We start from the raw sequence: 4877 nt of genomic DNA, 5'->3' as shown, positions 1-4877 counted from the left end.
AAGGAATTTAAAGAAACTGAGGAATTCCTGAAAGAAAAGAAATTACCCGATAAAATCCTTCAAAGACACTATGACTTTGTTAAGCAATACAATGAGAATTATGCAAAGCTAAAGGAAGGAATAGAAGAAGCAAAAAAGGGAAAGACAAAGGAGCTAAAGGAATTCCTAGAAAAAGCACAATACAAAGAGAAGCCAAGACCACTAGACCCAAATAAGCTACCTCATAGATTAGCACCACAAATAAAGCCAAAAGAGCCAAGGACGAAAGAAGCGGTAAGCCGTAAGCTATCAGCTGTAAGCACAGAAGATTATCTCAAAGAAACCATTGATGTTCAGATAAGCGATGAGATAAAGAAATTAGCTCAGGAAACATTAAAGAAAAACCCAGTCTTGCTCTATGAATATGTCAGGAATAACTTTGACTATGAGCCATACTATGGATCTTTAAAAGGAAGCCAACAAACCCTCTGGGAAAAGGCAGGCAATGACTTTGATTTAGCCTCTTTGCTTATTGCCTTATACCGAGCTGCAAATATCCCTGCCAGGTATGTCTATGGAACAATAGAGCTTCCCATAGAAAAAGCAATGAACTGGGTTGGGGTAAAAGACCCATACACAGCAGCCCAAATCTTTGCCTCTGGTGGCATCCCATCCAAAGCGATTACATCTGGTGGAAAGATTATTGCCATAAGGTTAGAGCATATATGGGTGGAGGTGTATATTCCATATCTTCCTGATGAAGGGATAAGCTCAAGGGGACAAAAGATGTGGATTCCCCTTGATGTAAGCTTTAAGCAATATCAAGAAAAGGAAGGGATTGACTTTGAAAAAGAGCTTCCCTTTGATAGCCAAAGCTTTATAGACCAGATAAAAGGCTCTGCTACGATTAACGAAACCGAAGGCTATGTTACAAATGTTTCTTCAGCCTTAATCAATACAGAACTAACAGAGTATCAAACCAGGCTTGAGGAATATATTAAGACCAACATGCCTGAGGCAACCTTTGGCGACCTATTAGGAGCAAGGATGATAAAGAAGGAGGAATTTGGAATTTTGCCTTGCTCTTTGCCGAATAAAACCCTTTTGGTTCAAATCAGATATTCTGAAATTCCTAACACCTTAAGGCATAAGGTAAGCTTTACCATTGAGGGGAAAACCTATACCGCAAGCACACCAGAATTAGCAGGAAAAAGAATTACCCTTTCTTATCTCTATGCTACACCAAAAGATGAAGCAACCGTAGAAAGATATGGCGGGATATACAATACCCCAGCCTACCTTGTAGAACTAAAGCCTCTTTTGACCATTGAAGATGAAGATAAAATAGAAGGAAATCCAGCAGGTTTAGGTCTAACCCAGGAATTTATTATGGAATTTACCGAGCCTAATCTAGGCCTAACTGACAGAATTTCAAATGATCTTATAGTTGGTGCATATTATGCAATAACCCTGAATCTTCAAAAGATTCCCTCCAGCCTTCTTAAACAAAGAACAGCAAAGCTAAAAGAGGTAGTAAATTTAAGCGAAACCCAACCTATAGAGAGAAACAAATCAATTGGAGAATTACTCTATCTTACCGGGCTTACCTACTTTGCCCAATTAGATATTTATAACCACATTGCCTCCCAAATCTATGACACAAGCTATATCAGACATCCCTCTGAGGGAATAACCATACTAGGCCTAAATGTCTCTTATCTTTTCTCAATGCCAGAAAAAGTAAGCTTTGCCGGAATGGGCATTGATGTAGATCGGGATGTATTTTCTCTTGCCTCAAAAACAGGTGATAAAGAAAAGGAAAAGAAGTTCATGCTTTCCTCTGGAATGACAGGCTCGGCAATGGAACATGGGATATTTGAACTCCTTTATAATACACCTGGTATTTCTGCGGTTAAGATATTACAATTAGCCAGCGATAATGGAATCCCTGTATATTCAATAAACAAGGAGACCATAAATCAAATCCTGCCAAAACTTCAGGTTTCTTCCAGTGTAAAGAATGATCTCCAAAATGCCATAAACACAGGAAAGATAGTAACCATTCCCCAAAGAGAGATTCAATACTATGATTGGGAAGGCATAGGCTATACCATTATTGACCCTAATACAGGTGCAGGGGCATATATGATTAGTGGGGGAATGGCTGGAGGGCAGGGAGTGAACATAATAGATTGGATAAAGTTTGGTCTTGAAAGGTTTTTAGATTATGCAAAAAAAGAATTGAAAATTTCTTTAGCTAAAATAGGAAGTTCTATAATAACTATTGTGAAATTTGTATTAGAGATTATTGATATATTGAGAGATCCAAATCTTAAACCCGGAGAAAAGGTAGAAGCAATAATAATATTTACCAGTTTTACTATACTAATAGGTTATTTAGCAGGATCCCTTGGCTTTTGGGGCGGATTAGTATTTTTAGTCTTTGTTGGACTTATTATATATGGCTATGCGAAATTGATAGATTATGCCCGTAGATCAGTAGGATTATCTTGTATGCCTTCTTTATATAAATTGGTCTGGATTATTTATTACAATAAAATTCAAAAACAATGTTTCTTATTTAACATTGCAGATTGAATATGTATATCCAAGGGAAAAGATAAAGATGAAGAACAAAATATACAAGAGACCGGGATGGACAAGTTTTGTTATACTTTTATTTTCCATTCTGACAGGTGTAATGTGGTTTTTTCTCTCATTTACTATAGAAAATAAAATTGAAAGATGTTTTGGATTTTATATAGCTTGGCCATTAGTAATAGTTTGTGGATTTATATTATCTCAAGCCTGGAAAAATTATCGGATAATTATAGAAGATGAATCTATCACTATGATAGATTGGAATTTGGGAAAGTTTCAGTTGGGTAAGCCAATCTTTGTTCAAACAAGATGGGAAAACATAATAGCAATTTGTTCAGTAAATTATCTCTTTAGAAGAATGACTTTTATTATCCCTAAACCAAATCCAGAAGATCTCAATAATGTAGATAATATTACTTCCGAAGTTAAACTAAATAGAAAAGAAAAAATAGCAAAACTCTATATTGATTGGTTGATAACTAATCAAAAGGGAATATATATTTGTCCAACAATAAAGAATTATATTAGTTTAATTAGAAAAATACTAACCAAAGCACCTCAAGCAGTTGTAGATGAAAAAATAAAGAGGTTAATAGAAAAATGAAAAAGTCAAAAAAACCTTGGAATCCTTACTGGATTGGCATCATTTCTGTCTTTTTTAGTTTTGTGGCAGGTGGAATATTAGCAGGCTTTAATTATGGCCAAATGGGCAAACCTGATTTAAAAAGAAAAACCATAAAATATACGCTCATTGGATTTGGAGTTTTATGTATAATTATTATTTTGATAAGGCATTTTATTCCTGAATTATTACATATTCGTATATTTGGTATTTATGGATTAGGCACAATAATCAATATAATCGTAGGAGGAACTATTGCAGGAAGACAATTGAGACATTATAAAGAATGGAAACTAAAATATGAATTAGGAGGCGAGAAGGAAGAAAGTGAAGTTATAACTGAAATAAAAGATGTCTCTAAAATTAAAAGACGTCCAATATTTATTACAATTTTATGCAGTTTTGGTTTTTTAATATATGGACTCGGGTTTTTGTGTATAGCATTACTTATAATTTTCCCAAAAATTCCAGGAAATCCACTAATTCGGGATTTACATGAATGGGGTCTTATACCTACTTTAATCTTCATGTTGACCCTTATTTTGATTTTTGCTGGATTTATTGGTTATTGGAGAATGCGAAAGTGGGGTTTATGTCTACAGTCAATTGCGATTATCATCGATATTGTTAGGTGTTGTTTTCTTACCTATGAAACATATGATATTCTTAGTGCTTCAACTTCAATTATAATCCTTGGTATTGGAAATGCTTATTTTAAACAAATGATATGAATAACAAACGCATCTTAGCTTTACAGGAGGAAGTAGAACCATGAAGATAAAGAAATTAGCTTTGGCTATATTTTTAACGACTCTGCTTGAAGGAAAGGTTGCCTTTGCAGGTCAAGGAGAATTGGCTATTCAAAAAGGGGTTGAATGGTTGGTTTTAAACCAAAACCCAAATGGCTCCTGGGGAACAGAGACAGAATATCCCAATCTTTGTTTGAGGGATACATCTTTGGTAGCAGATACTTTATGTTACCTTGGCACTACAAATATTGCATATTCTAAAGCCATTCAATGGATTGAAAGAGAGACAACTACAAGCTCTCGTGCTATTGCAAGAAAGATAAAACCATTAGCTGATGCTGGCTCTGATACAACAGCCCTTATTGGCACACTTACCTTGTCCCAAAATGAAGATGGTGGATTTGGGGTAGGTTTGGGATATGAAAGTGATGTATTGGATACCATTCTTGCCCTACAAGCCCTCAAATCTGCCAACTACTCTGACGCCACGATTATTGAATCTGCCCTCTGGTATCTTATATCAAATCAGAACGAAGATGGAGAATTTGGGTTTGATGAAAGCAATGTATATCTCACCTCCCTTGCCATTCTTACCTTAAACCAATACAGGAGAGACTATTACCTTGAAGAACCAATCAATAAGGCATCAGATTGGCTTGTAACCCAAACCCCAGAAACCCTATGGGAAAAGGCCCTTATGTACCAAGCAATAATGAGAAAGGATTTGCTGGATTATATCCTTCAAAACCAAAGAGAGAATGGAAGCTTTGAAGATGACCCCTATACCACTGCCTTATGCTTAAGGGCAATCAAGGATGCAGCCCCTGACCTTATTGTTTCAGAAATCCTCTTTGACCCCCAGGTTCCCTTAGAGGGAGAAACCACAACCATTACTGCCATCATTGAAAACATTGGAGGAAGCAAGG

4 protein-coding genes are annotated in these 4877 nt (G+C 35.9%); all 4 read left to right on the top strand.

Annotated elements, in window-relative coordinates; genetic code table 11:
- The coding region (locus AB1630_10230) for a transglutaminase-like domain-containing protein (GenBank protein MEW6104167.1) at nucleotides 1-2577 on the top strand (2577 nt) is incomplete at its 5' end.
- 28 nt (nucleotides 2578-2605) lie between these two features.
- The gene (locus AB1630_10225; GenBank protein ID MEW6104166.1) at nucleotides 2606-3184 is read left to right on the top strand and encodes a hypothetical protein; all 579 of its coding nucleotides are present in this window, start codon (nucleotides 2606-2608) and stop codon (nucleotides 3182-3184) included.
- Nucleotides 3181-3933 carry a hypothetical protein gene (locus AB1630_10220; GenBank protein MEW6104165.1) on the top strand — a complete coding sequence of 251 codons (753 nt, stop codon included), beginning with the start codon at nucleotides 3181-3183 and terminating at the stop codon, nucleotides 3931-3933. Before AB1630_10225 ends, AB1630_10220 begins: the two co-directional genes overlap by 4 nt.
- 40 nt (nucleotides 3934-3973) lie before the next feature.
- The coding region (locus AB1630_10215) for a prenyltransferase/squalene oxidase repeat-containing protein (protein ID MEW6104164.1) at nucleotides 3974-4877 on the top strand (904 nt) is incomplete at its 3' end.

The sequence above is a fragment of the bacterium genome, assembly GCA_040753555.1.
Classification (GTDB): domain Bacteria; phylum UBA9089; class UBA9088; order UBA9088; family UBA9088; genus JBFLYE01.
Note: the sequence above shows the minus strand (reverse complement) of the source record. Positions and strands in the feature narration are given on the sequence as shown.